At 72.8% G+C, this 15,577-nt stretch carries 12 protein-coding genes; 1 reads left to right on the forward strand and 11 read right to left on the reverse strand.

What is annotated here, in order from left to right; all coding sequences use genetic code 11:
- Window positions 1-70: 70 nt before the first annotated feature.
- From ACFO3J_RS00625 to ACFO3J_RS00645, 5 genes are all read right to left on the reverse strand, one after another.
- Window positions 71-1,216 (reverse strand): fatty acid desaturase, encoded by a 1,146-nt coding sequence (locus tag ACFO3J_RS00625; protein WP_386424696.1) that lies wholly within the window; start codon window positions 1,214-1,216, stop codon window positions 71-73.
- 141 nt (window positions 1,217-1,357) lie between these two features.
- Window positions 1,358-2,953 carry a pyridoxal phosphate-dependent decarboxylase family protein gene (locus ACFO3J_RS00630; RefSeq protein ID WP_386424699.1) on the reverse strand — a complete coding sequence of 532 codons (1,596 nt, stop codon included), beginning with the start codon at window positions 2,951-2,953 and terminating at the stop codon, window positions 1,358-1,360.
- A gap of 256 nt (window positions 2,954-3,209) precedes the next feature.
- Window positions 3,210-4,067, reverse strand: coding sequence for a hypothetical protein (locus ACFO3J_RS00635; protein WP_386424701.1), 858 nt, complete (start codon window positions 4,065-4,067; stop codon window positions 3,210-3,212).
- Complete coding sequence (locus ACFO3J_RS00640) at window positions 4,040-7,018, reverse strand: AfsR/SARP family transcriptional regulator (protein ID WP_386424704.1); 2,979 nt, start codon at window positions 7,016-7,018, stop codon at window positions 4,040-4,042. The genes ACFO3J_RS00635 and ACFO3J_RS00640 overlap by 28 nt, the downstream gene beginning before the upstream one ends.
- Window positions 7,015-8,109, reverse strand: a complete 1,095-nt coding sequence (locus tag ACFO3J_RS00645) for an EamA family transporter (RefSeq protein WP_386424707.1) — start codon at window positions 8,107-8,109, stop codon at window positions 7,015-7,017. The genes ACFO3J_RS00640 and ACFO3J_RS00645 overlap by 4 nt, the downstream gene beginning before the upstream one ends.
- A gap of 113 nt (window positions 8,110-8,222) precedes the next feature.
- On the opposite strand from ACFO3J_RS00645, the gene ACFO3J_RS00650 reads away from it, so the two are divergent.
- The gene (locus ACFO3J_RS00650; protein ID WP_386424710.1) at window positions 8,223-8,918 is read left to right on the forward strand and encodes a CGNR zinc finger domain-containing protein; all 696 of its coding nucleotides are present in this window, start codon (window positions 8,223-8,225) and stop codon (window positions 8,916-8,918) included.
- Window positions 8,919-8,925: 7 nt separating this feature from the next.
- Here the strand turns inward: ACFO3J_RS00650 and ACFO3J_RS00655 are convergent, their stop codons facing one another.
- The 6 genes from ACFO3J_RS00655 to ACFO3J_RS00680 form a co-directional block, all read right to left on the reverse strand.
- Complete coding sequence (locus ACFO3J_RS00655) at window positions 8,926-9,408, reverse strand: YbaK/EbsC family protein (RefSeq protein WP_386424713.1); 483 nt, start codon at window positions 9,406-9,408, stop codon at window positions 8,926-8,928.
- 41 nt (window positions 9,409-9,449) lie between these two features.
- Complete coding sequence (locus ACFO3J_RS00660; protein WP_386424715.1) at window positions 9,450-10,712, reverse strand: MFS transporter; 1,263 nt, start codon at window positions 10,710-10,712, stop codon at window positions 9,450-9,452.
- Window positions 10,705-11,607: an ATP-grasp domain-containing protein gene (locus tag ACFO3J_RS00665; RefSeq protein ID WP_386424717.1), complete on the reverse strand. Its 903-nt coding sequence runs from the start codon at window positions 11,605-11,607 to the stop codon at window positions 10,705-10,707. The genes ACFO3J_RS00660 and ACFO3J_RS00665 overlap by 8 nt, the downstream gene beginning before the upstream one ends.
- A gap of 130 nt (window positions 11,608-11,737) precedes the next feature.
- Window positions 11,738-13,087, reverse strand: a complete 1,350-nt coding sequence (locus ACFO3J_RS00670) for a preATP grasp domain-containing protein (protein WP_386424719.1) — start codon at window positions 13,085-13,087, stop codon at window positions 11,738-11,740.
- Between the two features lie 16 nt (window positions 13,088-13,103).
- The gene (locus ACFO3J_RS00675) at window positions 13,104-14,165 is read right to left on the reverse strand and encodes an amino acid--tRNA ligase-related protein (RefSeq protein ID WP_386424721.1); all 1,062 of its coding nucleotides are present in this window, start codon (window positions 14,163-14,165) and stop codon (window positions 13,104-13,106) included.
- 25 nt (window positions 14,166-14,190) lie between these two features.
- On the reverse strand, window positions 14,191-15,561 hold the full coding sequence (locus ACFO3J_RS00680) for an FAD-binding oxidoreductase (protein ID WP_386424723.1): 1,371 nt from the start codon (window positions 15,559-15,561) through the stop codon (window positions 14,191-14,193).
- Window positions 15,562-15,577: the final 16 nt, after the last annotated feature.

Below are 15,577 nucleotides of genomic sequence, written 5' to 3' on the forward strand. Positions count from 1 at the left end.
GTGCCCGGACGGGCGGTGCGGGAGCGGGGGACGGCCGAGGGGCGGCGGCGCCCTGGCCCGGCCGGCGCGGTCAGTCGTCGAAGGCGGCGTAGAGCTTGCGCCGGCTCACCTCGGACAGCCGCCCGATGTCGTATTCGGCGGGGTCGGCGGCCGACAGCGAGTCGAAGACGCTGCTGATGGCCGGCCCGAGCCCCCACACCTCGCGGTACGCGGGCCAGCCGCGGTGTCCTGAGCGGTCGTCGGCGGCGCGCTCGAAGATGTAGTCGGCCCACCGGCGGCTCATCGGGCGCCGGTGGTGGAAGTCGTGGCACACGGTGTCGCCGGTGAGGACGAGATAGCGCGCCGGGAAGTGCACCACCAGCATCCGGGTCCACCAGCGGGTCCAGGCCGTCAGGAAGGCCGTCCCGCGCAGGCCGCGGGCGGGCGCCGGCTCGCCCAGGAAGATCGCGTTGGTCAGACCGGCGAAGTACGCCTTGCCCCGGCGGTCGGGCGCGTCAGGGGCCGGGAAGGTGTGCTTCACGCACAGCCGCAGGGTGTTGCTGATCTGGTAGAAGACGGTGAGCGGCAGCACCCAGGCGACCAGCAGGAACGTCCAGTCGTGCAGCCACCACGCGGCGCCTGCCACGACCGCCAGCGCCAGGCCGGCGACGGCCCGTTCGGCGGCGCTCGCCGAGCCGTACCAGGACTGCGCCCGGGAGCGCAGGAAGCGCAGATGAAAGACCGGCGACACCAGCTTTCCGGTGACCCGGCGCCACATCTGCCGCCGGGTCATGCCCGGGCGCAGGTCCAGGCTCACCAGGAAGGCCTGCACGGTGGGGTCGCGCAGCGTCATGTGGTGCAGCGCGTGGTGGTCGCTGACGTGTTCGGAGCTGTACTCGGTGAAGTGCTGGATCATCAGCAGCCCGCAGACCGCCGTGCCGACCATCCGGTCCAGCCGGGGTCTGGCCCACATATTGCGGTGCGCGCACTGGTGGAAGACCATCATGCGCAGGTTGCGCATGCCGTGCAGGGTCATGGCCCAGCCGGGCAGGAGCAGCGTGAGCCAGCCGCCTCCCAGCGCGAGCCCCAGTCCGCTCACCGCCAGCCCGAGGGCCATCGAGGCCAGCGCGTTCAGCAGGTGGGCGGTGGGGCTGAGGTGCAGTGGCCGCTGGCCGGTGTGCGGCTTGCCGGTCAGGAAGGTCAGCGGCAGCGCGCCGATCGGGGGCAGGGCCGGCATCGAGTCCCTGACACCCCGGTCCGGAGCCGCGGCGATCGGCGGCGCGGACGGGACGGGTGGCGCGGGTGTCGCGAAAGGGGCGGTGAGGGTGTCTCGGTCTTCACCGGTCGGGCGGTCACGCCGGACGGGGAACGTCATGTCTCACGCCTCCCGGTCCGCCGCGGCCGCCAGGCGCTCGCCGGCCGTCGTATCCCCCTGTCCGGGGTCCGCCGCCGCCTCTGCGTCGAGCGCGCGCGCCGTGCTGACGATCGCGTCGAGCACCTGGTCCACTGCCTCGGGCGCGGTCCCCGGGTTGAGCATCATGAGCTTGAGGAAGACCGGCCGTGCGCCGTCCGGCTGGGCCACCCGGGTACGGGCCAGCAGCGCCGTGCCGTCCGCCATCAGCCGGCGGCGCAGCGCGCCGTTGAACGCGTCGACGTCCTCGCTCGTCGCCTCGGGCGCGGAGTCGGGCAGGTAGCGGAACAGCACGGTGCTGAGCAGCGGGGTCACGGCCAGGTGCAGGCGCGGCTCGGCGGCGATGCGGCCGGCCGCGTGCAGCGCGAGGTCGTGGCAGCGGTCCACCAGGGCGGCCATGCCGTCCTTGCCGTACGCGCGCATGGTCACGGCCACTTTGAGGGCGTCGGCGCGGCGGGTGGCCTGGACGGAGCTTCCGTAGAGTCCGAAGTAGCCGGCCTCCTTGTCGTCCACCGCGTTGAGGGTCGTCGTCTGCTGCGCGAGCGGGGTCAGCGAGGCGGCGTCCCGGACGAGGAACACCCCGGTCGAGGCCGGGGTCCAGCCGAATTTGTGCAGGTCCAGCGTGATCGAGTCGGCTTGGGCGATGCCGTCGAGAAGGCCGCGCAGCCGCGGGGACATCAGCGCCCCGCCGCCGTACGCGGCGTCCGCGTGCAGCCAGACGCCGTGCCGGTGGGCGACCTCGGCCAGTTCCGGCAGCCGGTCGGTCCAGCCCTCGTCGGTGGAGCCGGCGCAGGCGATCACCGCCACCGGCGCGATGTCGTCCGGCAGTTCGCCCAGCAGACGGTCGAGTTCCCCGGGGATCAGCCGTCCGGCGGTGTCGGCGGGCGCGGCCAGTACGGCGTCCTCGCCGAGACCGGTGATGCCCAGGGCCCGGCCGATCGAGAAGTGGGTGGCGTCCGAGCAGAGCACCACGGGACGGCGGCTGGCGGCGGCCAGCCCGGCGGCGAAGGGGGTGCGGCCCGAGCCGTCGCCCAGGATGTTGTCGCGGGCGGCCAGTACGGCCATCAGGTTCGAGATGCTGCCCCCGGCGGTGAGGGTGCCGCCGGCCTGCGGACCGTAGCCGGCCAGTGCGGCCAGCTCCCGCACCACGTACCGCTCGAGTTCCAGGGCGAAGGGGCCGCTCTCCCACGCGTGCAGCGACTGGTTGAGCGTCGCCGCGACCAGTTCGGCCGCTACGGCGACGGTGGTGGGCGGGCACTGCATCCGGGCCACGGCGGCCGGGTGGGTGATGTCCACCGACCACTGGGCGTACGCCTCGATGAGTCCGCGGAAGACATCGCCGGCCGGTTCCGGCACGCTCGGCAACAGCGGCCCGGCCAGCGCCTCCCGGGCCGCGGCGGCCGCGGCCGGCGGGCCGCCGGGCAGCACCGGGCCCCGGCGCACCAGGTGAGCGTCGCGGAGCGTGTCGATGGCGGTGTTGACCAGGGTGCGGAGCTCTTCCAGTCCGTCGGGGGTCCCCGCGGGCCGGAAGACGGACAGCTGCTTTTCGTCGATCATGGACATGCCATGACCTCCCCTGCGATGGATGTGGCGGGAGCGAACGACTGGGTGGCCGCGCCCGGCGGCGCTCAGGGCTTCTTGCCGGTGGCGGCATCACCATTCGACGGAAGCGGACTATCCGTGAGCTATCCGTGAACGATCGAGGCGCGAAAGGGGTCACCGGGGCGGCGGTATGTCGGCACACGGCCGGGAGGCGGCCGGCGACTCGAAAGACGGCCGGGCGGCCACGGGTGCGCGCGAGAAGGCGGGGCGGAAGGGGTTACCGGCGGCAGGGCCGGCCCAGTCCCAGGGCGAGCGCCGCCCGGCACAGCTCCACGGTGAACCGGTTGTTGTACGTACCGACCCCGTACAGGTCCACCAGGACCGTCTCGTCCATCGGCCGCCGCTCGGGGACCGGGCCGGACAGTACGTCCCGCAGGTCGACCGGTGGCGCCGCGGGCCCGCGGGCCGGCCCGGGGCCGGCCGGTCGCAGGCCGGGGTCGTCCACCACGAGCCGGTCGGCGCGTTCGTAGATCTCGCGGGCCAGCTGGCGGCCGGTCGCGTTGACCAGGACGGCGCCGCGCGAGAGCCACTCGTACACCACCGCGTCGGCCTGCGAGCTCAGGATCACCAGGTCGGCGCCGAGCAGGGCCTCCCGGATGCCGGAGGCCGGCGACAGGGCCGCCCCGGAGCGCGGCGCCGCCCGGCGCGCGGCATGCGGCGCGGGTCCACGCGAGGCCGGGGCCGGGGCCGACCGGTCGTCGTAGAGCGCCACATGGCTGAGGTCGGGCAGCATCCTGCCGAGCAGCGCGAGATACGCGTGATCGGCCGCGGCCGGCCCGACGATGCCGGCCGTCACCACGCCGGGAGTGGTGAGGGCGCGCGCGGCGGCGGCGCACAGGCAGGCGGTCCACAGCCGCAGGACGTCGGAGGCGGGCAGGATCACCTGCTGCCGCTGCGGCCGGTCGGACAGCCGCAGTTCGTTCGCGGCCAGGTGCAGCCGCACGACCGGCGGCGTTTCGCCGCCCGCCCGGCCGGCGAGGGCCAGTGCCGCACGGGTCACCGCGGACGGGTCGAGGAAGTCGAAGGCGTCCTCGGTGTCCTCGGTGGTCAGGCATACAGAGCCGGCTGGACGCATAACCGCTCTCCCAGGCTCGATGACGCGACGGCCGGGGAACGCGGCGCCCTGGGCGCGGCGGGCGGTTCGCCGGTGCCGCTTCTCGGGTCGCCCGCCCGGGGGTTCTCCGGCGCCGGACCGGCGCCCAGCGCGAGCAGTACCTGGCTCTCCAGGTGCCGGTCACCGGCCATCCGGGTGACCCGCAGGGCCTGTTCGAGTGCGGTGCTCGCCTGGACGTAACGGTGCTGGCGGCGGCGGACCAGGCCGAGGCCGTGCAGCGCGCGGGCCTCGCCCACGCTGTCCCGGTCGTCGCGGGCGATCCGCAGCGCCCAGTGGAAGCCGCGCTCGGCCGCGTCGATCCGGCCGGTCCGCAGGTGCAGATCCCCGAACTGGCAGCGCACCTGCGCCTCGGCGCGGTAGGAACCGGCCCGGCGGCACAGACTCAGCGCCCTCACCAGTGCCTTGCGGGCCGGCTGGTACTGCCCGGCCGCCGTCCGCGCCTCGGCGATGTCGCGCAGGACGTACGCCTCGCCGATCGGGTCGCCGACCCGGCGCAGCGAGCCCAGCGCGGTCGACCACCGCCGGTAGGCCGTCTCCGTCTGCCCGGTCAGCCGGTCGAACTGGCCGAGGGAGCGCTGGACGAGTCCGGCGCCGTGCTCGTCGCCGAGCGCCGTGAACAGCTCCAGGGCCGCGTCCAGATGCCGCTTCGCGCTGTCCCGGCGCTCCTGGGTGAGGTCGAGGCAGCCGAGCGAGTAGTGGCTGGCCGCCGCGCCGCGCCGCAGATCGGCCCGCCGTGCGGCGGTGGCTGCGGTGCGCGCGGTCTCCCGCCAGTCGGCGGTGTAGCCGCGGGCCTTGAACAGGGTGGTGGCGGCCAGGGCCAGGTCCCAGCACAGCTCCGGCAGGTCGTACTCGGCGGCCTGCCGGACCCCGGTGGTCAGCGACTGCCGCTCGCCCTCCAGCCAGACCATGGGCTGCACCAGCAGGCGGTCGCGCACCGGGTCCGGCAGCACCGCCCGGACGGCGGGGCCGTGCAGGGTGAGATAGTCGCCGCCGTACTCCCGGCGGTGCGCCTCGCCGGCCAGCGAGAGCCACGCGCCCAGTGTCCTGGCCAGCGCGGGCCGCTGTTCCTCGGCCGGCTCCTCGGCGTCGAGCCGCTCCCGGGCGAAGACGCGGACCAGCTGGTGGAAGCGGTAGCGGGCGGCTCTGGAAGGGGCGCCGTCGGACGCCTCCAGCAGGCGCGCGTCGACCAGTTCCTCCAGCAGGTCCTCCGCGTCCAGCATGCCGCGCGGGCACAGGGTGGAGGCCACCCAGGCGGGGAAGTCGGGGGCGCGCAGCAGCGCCAGGCGACGGAAGAGCTGCCGGGCGGCCGGGTCGAGCGCGACATAGGACTCGCGCAGGCAGCCGCGGACCTCGAGATTGCCGTGGACCAGTTCGCCCAGCGTGTGCCGCTCGTCGTCGAGCCGCTCGACGAGCCGGCCGACCGGCCAGTGCCGGCGGGCCGCCAGCCGGGCCCCGGCGATCCGCAGGGCCAGCGGGAGGCCGCCGCAGCGCCGGGCCAGCGCCTCGACCGACTCCGGTTCGGCGGTGGTCCGGTCGGCTCCGATGATCATGGTCAGCAGTTCGGTGGACCGTGCGAGGTCGAAGACGTCCAGGTCGAGTTGGCACGCGCCGGGCAGGCCGGTGGCACGGGACCGGCTGGTGGTGATCACCGCGCAGCCGCCGCAGCCCGGTGAGAGGGCGGCGACCTGCTTCTCGCTGGCGGCGTTGTCGAGCACGATCAGCGCGCGGGCCCGCGCGAGCCTGCTGCGGTAGAGCTCGGCGCGCTCCTCCAGGTCGTCGGGTATGCCCGCGCCGCTCATGCCCAGCGCCCGCAGGAAGCGGGCCCGCACCTCGTGGGCGCTCTCGGCCAGGTCGGGGAAGTCGCCGAGGTCGGCGAAGAGCTGGCCGTCGGGGTAGGCGGCGGACGCCTCGTGCGCGGCCCGTACCGCCAGGCTCGTCTTGCCGACGCCGCCCTGGCCGCTGATGGCGACCGTGCGCGGACCGGACCGGTCGTCGGGGCCCTGCGAGCCGTCCGCACCGTCGTGGCCGGCCAGCAGGAAGTCGCGGATCTGCGAGAGCTCCGGCCGCCGTCCGGTGAAGTCCGGCAGGTCGGCGGGGAGTTGGCGGGGCACCATGACGAGGGCGACGCGCTCGGGGCGGGCCGAGCGGTCCTGCGGCAGCGGCGCCGGCGGGTCCAGCCGGGAGTCGCGGGTGAGGATGTCGTGGTGCAGGCGCTGGAGTTCCTCGCTGGGCTCGATGCCGAGTTCGTCGATGAACCGGGTCCGTACCCTGCGGTAGGAGTCCAGCGCGTCGACCTGCCGGCCGGACCGGTAGAGCGCCAGCATCAGGTGCTCCTGTATCCGCTCCCGGAACGGCTCCTCGACGGCCAGGGCGGTGAGTTCGCCGGTGAGTTCGTGGTGCCTGCCCAGATGCAGGTCGAGGCGTATCCGCTCCTCGGTCGCCGACAGCCGGGCCTCCTCCAGCTCGGCCGCCCCGGCCTGGACGACCCGGCTGGGGATGCCGGCCAGGGCGGGACCGCGCCACAGCGCGAGCGCCTGGCGAAGCTGGTCGGCCGCCAGCCGGGGCTCGTCACGGCCGACCGCCGTGCGGGCGTCGGCGACCAGGTGGTGGAAGGTGTGGGCGTCGAGCGCCTCGTCCGGCACGGTCAGCATGTATCCCGGGGAGCGGGTGGCGATGGTGGCCTGTCCCGGGGTCAGCGTGCGGCGCAGCGCGGAGATGCAGATGTGGATCTGGGATCGCGCGGTGGACGGCGGCGTGTCGTCCCAGACGGCGCCGATCAGCCGGTCCCACGGGATGACATGGTTCGCGGCCAGCGCGAGGACGGACAGCACGATCTGCTGGCGGGGACCGCCGACCCGTACCGGAGCGCCGTCCGCGTCGACTTCCAGCGGGCCGAGTAACCGAAGATTCATAACGATGATCCCGTCGCGTCGCTGCGAACAGTGGTCAGGGGTCCGGTGCCTTCCCGGGGTCCACAAGTCCGGTTCCGGACCGGGAGCGGGGCAGGGACGTGCGGGACCGGCGCCGCCGGACCGCTGTGGGACCGGACCGGCGGCCGGGCGGCGGCGCGGGGGCCGCGCACGACACCGGCGGACTGCAGGAAGACGACAGCGCCCAGCAGGACGACGCCGCCGATGATCTGGATCACGCTGATGGTCTGCCCCAGCCAGACCCAGGCCGCCAGCGCCCCGAACAGCGGTTCCAGGGAGATGATGACGGCGGTGGTCTGCGGACCGAGCCGCGCCGAGGCCCAGGCGTAGAGCAGGAACGGCGCGAAGGTGCCGAGTACGCCTATCCCGACCGATCCGGCCAGCAGGGCCGGCTGCCGGCACAACGCCGGTATGCCGTGCGGGAGCTGCCACACCAGCCAGACGGCGCCGGACACCACGAAGGCCCCGGTGTTCGCGGTGAGCGCTCCGGTGGCGCGGGCCGCCTGGCCGCCCAGCACCGAGAAGGCGGCCACTCCGGCGGCCGCCGCCAGCCCCAGGCCGACGCCCAGGGCGCTGCCGCCCGACATCCCGGCCGTCGGCAGCCGCACCACCAGGGCCACCCCGGCCAGCGCCGCCAGCAGACCGATGACGATGGCCGGCCGCGGCACCGTACGCGCCGAGACCATCAGCCAGCCCACGACGAACGCGGGGGCGAGATTCTGCAGCACCAGCGCCACGGCCACCGGCAGTTGGTCGATCGCCAGGAACAGCGCGGCGTTGGACGCCGCCACGGCCAGGCCGAACCCGGTCACCGGCAGCAGGGGGCGGACACCGGCCGGGCGCGGCGGACGGCGGACGGCGGTGACCAGGAGCAGTCCGGCCAGCGCCACCCAGGTGCGTACGGTGACGACCTCCATCGGAGCCGCGCCGTGCTGGAAGAGCACGCCGGCCACGGTGCCGCCCACTCCCCACAGCGCTGTCGCGACCACCGCGGCGGCGACGCCACGCCGACGCGAGGCGACCGGGACGGACCGCCCGGTGCGCCGTGCGTGTGTGTGCCGGTCGCGGTACATACCGCCTCTTCCTCGGCCGAGCGCGGGCCGATCCCTCGATCCGGTTGTCCATCACTCCGATAACACGTAACCTACTAAACGTTTTGATGGTTAGTCAACGGAAGGCGGGGGTTATGAAGCGCCAAGAGGCTCCGGGATCAATGGAGATGGTGCGGCAGTTCATCAACACCTGGGACCTGGAGCTGGGCAGGGACGCCCTGGACACCCCGGCTGGCCTGCGCGGCTGGCTGCTGGAACAGGATCTGATCGCGGCCGGGGAGCCGGTCGACGACGGGGCACGCCGTCGCGCCGTCGAGGTGCGCGAGTCGCTGCGGGCCTTGGCCGCCACCCACTCCGGGCAGCCGATGCCGCCCGGCGCCGCCCGGGTACTGGACGACCTGGCGGCCGACGCCGTGGTCCGGCTGCGTTTCCGGGCGGACGGCTCGCAGGAGCTGGCCCCGCTGGGCGGCGCGCCGGTGTACGCGGCGCTGGGCCGCCTGCTGGCCGTCGTCGGTCGCGGCGCGGCGGACGGCAGCTGGCAGCGGCTGAAGGTGTGCCCGGCCGAGGACTGCCGGTGGGCGTTCTACGACCACTCCAAGAACAGGTCGGGCCTGTGGTGCCAGATGGCGGAGTGCGGCAACCGCACGAAGGCCAGGGCCTACCGCTCCCGGCGCCAGAGCGGGGCGCCCGGCGCCCGCGCCACCGGGCCCGCCGCGCAGGGGACCGCCGACGCCGGAACGCCCGCGCGCCCGGCGGTGGGCCGGGCGGCGGACGTACGTGGTCCGGTCACCGGTCCGGTCGCGGGAGCGGGCACCGCGCCGGACCGGTGACCGGCGGCTATTTGGTGATCGGTTCGATCAGCGGCCGGCTCAGCGCGAGATAGTGCTCGGTGCCCAGCGCGATCGACTGGTCGAGCCGCGCCGCGTTGAAGAAGATCTCGTCGTGCACCAGCAGTTCCGGGTCCACCACCACATCGAGGCTGCCGTCGAAGGAGAACGGGATGACGCACCCGCTGACGCAGCCGGTCAGCGCCTCGGCCACCGACCGTTCGGCCAGTGACGCGTCCGCGCCGCCGAACAGCCGCTTCACCTTGCGGAAGTCCACCCGCCGGTCGCCCGGCACGACGGCCAGCACCGTCGGCCCCGGATTGCCCTTGCCGCGCACCTGGACCACCATGCACTTGGCCGCCTTGGCCAGTTCGTGCCCCCGCAGCACGCTGGCCCGGTCGGTGCGGCCCTCCGCCTCGTGGTCGATCACGCGATAGGTCGCGGCGGACGCGTCCAGCGCGGACATCAGCGAGACGAACGTCCCGTTTTCCATGATGGGTACCTCCTGTCGGGTGGAGCCGGTTGACGTTCCGGTCAGTCGCGTACGCGCACCTGCCGGCGGGTGAAGGTGAGGGCCGACACGGCGGCTGCCGCCAGCCCGACAGCGCCGAAGACCAGCCAGGGAGTGTTGCTCAGCGGGTCGGCGGCCACCCGGCTGCCGAAGAAGTTCCCGAAGGTGCCGCCCAGCGCCCAGGACCCCGCGTAAATGCCGAAGTAACTGGCGCGGGTGGAGCCTTCGGCGAAGGAGGCGAGGATCAGCTGGGTGGAGAAGAGGATCGCGGTCTCGCCGACGGTGTAGACCACGATGCAGCCGAGCAGCCACCACGGCGACCGGCTGAACGTCGCCGAGCCGAAGCCGACGGCGACCATGACATAGCCGAACGCGGGCATCAGCCGCGGGCCCAGCCGGTCGCTCAGCGCCTTCACGAAGCCGATGCTGACCATGCCGGTGACGCCGTTGCCCAGATAGAGCACACTGATCCAGCCGGTGCCGGCCAGCGCCTCCGAACGCAGCGGGATGGCCACACCGAGCTGGGTGAACAGGAACCACCAGGGCAGCATGAGCACCCAGAAGACGACGAACCAGCGATTGGTCAGCACCACCTTGACGTGCCCGAGCACGCTGTGGGCCGCCTCGCCCGCCGGCTCCCCCGCGCCGTCCCCGGCGCCCGGGCCGGTCCTCATCTGCCGGACCACCCCGACCATCAGGACGAACAGCACGCCGCTGGCCACGAACGGCGCCCGGGTGCCCATCACCAGCAGTCCGGCGGCCAGCGCCGGGCCGCCGATCACACCCGCGTTGAGCAGCGCGTTCTCCAGCACGAAGGCGCGCGACCTGGTGGGTTCCGGCTGAGCGGCCAGCAGCGCGCTGACCGGGGCCTCGTAGATCGCGCCGGCCCCGGCGAAGAACGCCGCCACCAGCAGCAGGCCCAGGCTGTCGCACAGGCCCAGTCCGATGAAGCCGACACCCCGGACCACCGCTCCGGCGCCCATGATCATCCGCGGGTCGTAGCGGTCGGCCAGCGGACCGGCCACCACCGGGATCAGCCGCGCGGCCAGCAGGAAGACCGTCAGGGCGGCGCCGGTCTGCGCGGTCGTGGCGTGGTCGACCGTGGTGAGCTTCACCGCCAGCAGCGGGAAGGCCACATAGGTCGCGGCGTTCATCACGAACACCGAGCCGAGGGCGAGCTTGATCGCCCGGGGTAACTCCTTGGCGTCCTGCCAGCTCTTGGCCCACCTGCCGGGCGCTTCGGCGACGGACACCGCGTCCTCCTGCTGCTGCGCCGTGTCAGTCATGCGGCGAGTCCTCCCGTCCCGGCACGGTGTGCTCCACCAGCCGGTAGACGGACTTGGCGATCCGCTCCTGCTCCTCCTCCGGGACGAAGTACCAGCCCGGGGTGTTGTTGATCTCGATGATCCGGTAGCCGTCCGGAGTGGGCAGGAAGTCCAGCGCGGCGATGGTCAGTCCCATCACCCGCGCGGCCCGCCGGGAGGTCTCCAGCAGTTCCCCGGTCGGCTCGAAGGGCACCGACCGGGCGCCCTGCATCACATTGGCCCGCCAGCGGTCCCCGCCCGGCGGCACGCGGCGGCAGTTGAGCACCGCCTCGTCGCCGACCAGGGTGATCCGGACGTCCCCTTCGGGGTGGGGCAGGTACGGCTGGCAGAGCAGCACCGGATAGGCGGCGAGCAGCCGGTCGACGGTGTCGCGGTCCTGTTCCATCCCGTGGACGCGTTCGACGTCGGTCCCGCCGTAGCCGAAGGACGGCTTGAGCACGACGGTCCCCCACCGCGCCAGCGCGTCGGCGACATCGGCGCGGCTCGCGCAGGAGCGGGTCGGCGCGATCGGCAGGCCGGCCGCGCCCAGCCGCAGCATGCTCTGCAGTTTGTTCTCGGTGGCCAGGTAGGTGGCGGCCGGGTCGATCATGATCACGCCCGGCGTCTCGGACAGCAGCGCGTATCTCTCCTGGTCCGCCTGGAAGCTGCCGGGGCGTAACTCCGCGCGCGACAGGACGGCGTCGAAGCGGCGGACCGGACCGCCCAGCGCATACGCCTCGGGGCCGGCCGGGGTGTCGGTCAGCTCGATGTCGTCGAGGGTGAACAACGTGACGTCATGGCCCAGGCGGGTGCCGAGCGCCAGCAGTCCGACCGATTCGGTTTCCTCCCGGTCCCAGCCGAGTATTCCGATGCGCATCTCTTCCTCCTGTCGGTGTCCGCGGCGCCGTGGCGTACGCGGACGTGGTGCGGTGGTGCGGTGGTGCGGCCACGGGCGCGGTCCGGCGCGGGAGTCGGGGAGGCCGCTCCGGCTCCGCGCCCGTGGCCGGTCATACGCCGACGCCCCGCAGATACTCCTCCACCTGCGTTTCGAGCTGTTCCGCCTCCCGGCGGTCGGTGCCGAAGGAGACGATCTCCACCGTGCCGGTGGTCGTCGAGCTGTCGGTGGCCACCACGACACCGCTGCCCCGGTCCGGCGCGAAGAGCATGTCCTGACCGGAGAGGTGGTCGAGCAGGCCGGCCAGGCTCCGGGCCGGCAGCGAGTTGTGCGACATCACCACATGCGAGCGCATGTAGTCCTGGCCGACCAGCCGGCGGGCGATGACGTCGATATTGGTGGCGCCGCCGGCCCGGCCGTTGAACTCGGTGAACAGCATCCGGCCGGCGGGGTCCACCACCGCGTCGATGTTCATCAACCCCTGATACCCCAGCCGTTGGGCGAGTATCGCGATCTGCTGGCTGTGCGCGCACAGTTCCGCGTGCAGCGGGCCGGGCATGTCCTGCGGCGGGAAGACGTAGCCCTTCCAGACCGGTTCCATCCGCATGTAGCCGTAGTTCATCAGGACCGGGGCGGTGCAGGCGGGCACGTACACCTCGGACGACAAGGTGGTGGAGTGCGGGTGGTAGACCTCGACGATGATCCGGGCCGCGCAGGTGTAGCGGGGCAGACTGGGCGGGGTGGCCAGCCCGATCCCGTCCAGCGCCTCGTGCACGGCCGCCCGGTCGGCGCGGTCGAGCCGCAGCACCTGATAGGCGCCGAGCCCCACCACGTCGGGGTCCGTGGTGATCAGGACGTTGCCGTCGCCACCGGAGTTCTGGTCCTGCTTGACGATCACCGAGCCGGTGCGGGGCAGCAGTCCGGTCACCGCGTCCACCAGCTCCTCCCCCGGGTCGGCCACCAGTCCCTCGGGCACCGGCACCCCGGAGGCCAGGGCGATCGCGCGGAAGACTGACTTGGTGTTGACCAGTTCGACCATGTTCTGGGCGAACGGCCCGGCCAGTTCGATGTCCAGCCCCAGCGCCCGCTGCCAGCCGGCGATGTCCCGGTCGTGCAGATAGCAGCTGGCCGTCCACTGGTCCGCGCCCAGTCCGCTCTCCTCGATTCTGGAGCGCAGTTCGGCCACCAGTTCGGGCCGGTCGCCCGGGTACCAGCCGGCGCCGCCGTAGTCGCGCAGGCTGAGGACGGTGAACTCCTCGGGCAGCAGGCCCAGGGTGGCGGCGAGATAGGACAGGAATTCCTTGTTGACCGCCCCGGGGATGACGGCCAGGTCGCCGCGCTCCAGCGTCCACAGCAGACGGTCGCCGATCGCGTCGTAGAACGGCCGTACGTCCGGCGGTATGTCCTCGGGCCGCGCGACCATGGCGCGGCTGTTGGGATTGGCGAACAGTATCTTCGGCATGTCCGAACTCCTCAGTTCACGGGCGGTAGACGCTGCTGGGCCACTTCTTCTCCTCGCCCACCCGGGAGATCAGGGGAATGTCCCGGATGTCGTCGTGGCCCAGTGCCCACATCAGGAAACGCTCCACTCCCATGCCGAAACCGGAGGTGCGCATGGGGAATTCCTCCTTCATACGGACGTACCAGGCGTAATCGCCTTCCGGTACGTCGTGCATGGCGAGTGCCTTGCGGATGTCCGTGCTCCCGGTGTGGCGCTCGCCGGAACCGACGACCTCGCCCATACCGAACAGCAGATCGGCGTTGTTCGCGGAGCGCTGACCGCTGTCGGAGAAGGCCTGGTAGAAGGGATTCGACAGATGGTCGAAATGCGTCACCCAGACGAATTCGCTGACCCGGTCCATCAGCAGGCGCTCACCGCGCTTGGTGAGGGTCCGCCATTCCCCCTCGTCCCGGATCGTGCCCTCGTCGTGCCGCAGCAGCCGGGCTGCCTCGTCGAAGGTCAGCCGCTCGAACGGGGTGTGGTGGGCGGCCATCCGCTCCAGGTGGGAGACATCACCGGTCCATTCCCGCAGTCTGCCGCCGTACGAGCCCAGGAACGCCCCGGCCAGGTGGCGGACATATCCCTCGACGTACTCGATGAGCTCCTCCAGGCCGCCGGGGATCTCCGCCTCGCTGTGCACGAACTGGTTGAGGTGGGTCTGGTCCGGCAGTTCGCCGCGGAAGGACGGCATGATGTTGTAGCAGCCGCCCGGGGCGAGGCGGCAGCCGTATTCGAGCAGGAACTGGAGGGAATCGGGGAGATAGGTGTCGACTCCGCCGACCGTCACCGGCACCGGCTCGGAATCGCTGCCGAGACCCGTCGGGCAGGTGATCGTCCGGGTGGTCATCGGAAGGTACATCGCCCGCAGACCGCGGCCGTGCGCGTATTCCACCGTGGAGCGGAGGACCAGGTCCTCCAGATCAGCGATCAGGCCGTACCAGGGGGAACGCAGCGACGCGAGAAAGGCCTCCGGTTCGCCGCCCCAGGTCCCCGGGGACTTCTGGTACGAAACCGGCTCGGTGTAGAGGTTCTTGAGCATGCTGTTCTCTCCTTTTCCCGTCGCGTCAGCGCGAAGGACGGACATTCTGATTGCCGCGGAAGAGGTTCTCGGGGTCGTACCGGCGCTTGACCTCGGCGAGGCGGCGGTAGCGCCGCACACCGTAGGTGTCGACCACCTGGGAGACCCCGGTGTCCTGGAGGTAGTTGACGTAGGCGCCGCCCTGGTTCCATTCGCCCAGCCGGTCCAGACTGCGGCGGGCCCAGGCGATGTTGGGCGCGTCGGCGCCGGGGTCGACCCACTGCGCGGACGCGGTGCAGATGTAGGGCGCCTCCCGGTTGGGGAAGGCGGACCGGTCGGCGCCGGATCCGGTGATGGCGCCGCGCAGGAACTCGAAGTCGATCGAGGAGCGGGAGGAAGGGTTCTCCTCGCCGGCGCCGGCCAGTTCGGCCGCGGCGCCGGATATCTCGGTCAGATAGCCGGACTTGGTGTAGTAGCGGTTGCCGTGCGGCTCCGAGGTGTCGCCGAGCGACTGGAGCGTCCGGTAGTCCAGCAGGTCGAGGGTGGAAGCCGCCGGGGCGACCGCCTCGAACAGCCCGTCGGTGTACTCCGGCCCCTCGGCCGGATCCCCGAGGAAGGCGGCGGACAGGAACAGCGCGGGCTGTCCGTCCAGCGCCTCGGGCACCCAGCCGCCCGCGCTCGCGTGGTGGATGGAACCGACCGCGTGCAGGTCGTCCGACTGCTGCTCGGCGAACGCCTGGTACGCGGCGAGCACCGGACCCGCCTGGGACAGCCCGTACACCGCGCGCCGGAAGTAGACCGGCCCGACCGGCCTGAGCCGCAGAGTGAACCGGGTGACGACGCCGAAGTTGCCACCGCCGCCGCGCAGGGCCCACAGCAGGTCGGGGTCACTGTCCTCGGTGGCCTCCACGACCGTACCGTCGGCCAGTACGACTTCGGCGGACACCAGGTGGTCGCAGGTGAGCCCCCATTTGCGGGCCAGCCAGCCGTAACCGCCGCCGAGCGCCAGCCCGCCGAGCCCGGTGTGCGAGACGACGCCGGCCGGGCAGGCCAGTGCGTACCGGGTGGTCGCCGCGTCGACGTCGCGCAGCAGGCACCCGCCGCCGGCCCGGACGAGCGCGTCCGCCGGGTCGACGGCCACCTCGTTCATCGGCGACAGGTCGATCATCAGGGCGTCGTCGGCGACGGCGGTCCCCGCCACGTTGTGCCCGCCGCCCCGCACGGTGACCGGCAGTCCGGCCCGGGTGGCGAAGCGCAGCGCCGTACTCACATCCCGGGCGTCCCGGCACCGGGCGATGGCCACGGGACGGCGGTCGAACATGCCGTTCCACACCCGCCGGGCCCGGTCGTAGTCCGGGCTGCCCGGCACCACAAGGGTTCCGCTGAAGTCGCCGTCCATACGCACCGCTGTTGTCATCGTCCACCTCCCTCTC

Origin of the sequence: Streptomyces polygonati, assembly GCF_042650325.1 — a bacterium.
Taxonomy (GTDB): Bacteria; Actinomycetota; Actinomycetes; order Streptomycetales; family Streptomycetaceae; genus Actinacidiphila; species Actinacidiphila polygonati.